Here is a 1,626-nt window from a genome sequence, read left to right on the forward strand (position 1 = left end):
AATATGTACTGAAGGAGAATTAAAGTATGGGATTATTTGACCGTTTATTTGGGAAAATAGAAGAACCAAAAATTGAAGATGTTGTCAAAGAAGCTTTAGAAAATATTGACTTATCAGATGATAATGAGCAACACGAGGCATCGGAATCTGAAAATGCTGAAGTGACAGAACCAGAAGAAGTTATCTTACCTGCTGAACCTCAGGAAGAAACAAATGAAGACTCACCTGCAGTAGAGGTTGTAGAAGAAGCTATCATTGAACCTCTTGATGAAGTTGAAATTCCTCAAGAAGAAGCAATTCAAGTTGAAGAGGTAGAAAGCCCTCAAGTGGAATTGGCTCCTGTTGAAGAAATCCCTTCAAATGATAGTGATGAGGAAGAAGTTGTTCAAGCTCAATCAAACGAAACAGATCCGGAAATCACTGAAGAAGTGGAAGAAGATCTAGTAATCGAAGAAATTCCTCCAGTTCAAGAGACTGTACAGGAAAAATATGACCGTAGTCTCAAGAAAACTCGTACGGGATTTGGGGCTCGTTTGAATGCCTTCTTTGCAAATTTCCGCTCAGTCGATGAAGATTTCTTTGAAGAGCTAGAAGAACTCTTGATCATGAGTGACGTTGGCGTACAGGTAGCTTCAAATCTTACTGAAGAATTACGTTATGAAGCCAAGCTTGAAAATGCCAAGAAACCTGAAGCCCTTCGTCGTGTTATCATCGAAAAATTGGTGGAGCTCTATGAGAAGGATGGCAACTATAACGAAAGCATTAATTTCCAAGATGGCTTGACTGTTATGCTCTTTGTTGGAGTTAATGGTGTCGGAAAAACAACATCTATCGGTAAATTGGCACATCGCTACAAACAAGCTGGTAAGAAAGTTATGCTGGTTGCTGCGGATACCTTCCGTGCTGGTGCGGTAGCTCAGCTAGCAGAATGGGGTCGTCGTGTCGGTGTGCCTGTTGTAACGGGTCCAGAAAAAGCTGATCCAGCCAGTGTGGTCTTTGATGGAATGGAACGTGCAGTAGCAGAAGGTATTGATATTCTCATGATTGATACAGCTGGACGTTTGCAAAACAAAGAAAACTTGATGGCAGAGTTGGAAAAAATTGGTCGTATCATCAAGCGTGTTGTGCCTGAAGCACCTCATGAAACCTTCCTAGCTCTAGATGCCTCAACTGGTCAAAATGCTCTTGTACAAGCTAAAGAATTTTCAAAAATCACTCCTTTGACAGGTATTGTCTTAACCAAGATTGATGGAACTGCCCGAGGTGGTGTCGTTCTTGCTATCCGTGAAGAACTCAATATCCCTGTTAAGTTGATTGGATTTGGTGAAAAAATCGATGATATCGGTGAGTTCAACTCAGAAAACTTTATGAAGGGACTTTTAGAAGGTCTAATATAAAACAATCCTGCAAGAATTCTTGCAGGATTGTTTTTTGATTATTCTAAACGACCATCTTTACGATAGGCGATATCTGGTTGGCGCCTTTGTTGTAGGTATAGTGGCGGTTGAACGCAATACAACAAAGATCGTCTGTAAACAGCAACCGAGTGCGTACTACACACCCCCTATGTCAGGACTGAAGGTTTTACAGCTTACTGGTTGTGCTCAATCATGATGTGGTTACGGT

General features: G+C 41.1%; 1 protein-coding gene. It reads left to right on the top strand.

The genetic code is table 11. The features are described 5' to 3' along the window. Positions 1-26 precede the first annotated feature (26 nt). Positions 27-1,397, top strand: a complete 1,371-nt coding sequence (gene ftsY, locus SINDD18_RS04915; protein WP_061863315.1) for a signal recognition particle-docking protein FtsY — start codon at positions 27-29, stop codon at positions 1,395-1,397. Positions 1,398-1,626 lie beyond the last annotated feature (229 nt).

The organism is Streptococcus infantis (assembly GCF_001579645.1).
Classification (GTDB): Bacteria; Bacillota; Bacilli; order Lactobacillales; family Streptococcaceae; genus Streptococcus; species Streptococcus infantis_E.

Coding starts and splice junctions, on each gene's coding strand:
- ftsY (WP_061863315.1), top strand. CDS start 27: ATGGGATTATTTGACCGTTTATTTGGGAAAATAGAAGAACCAAAAATT.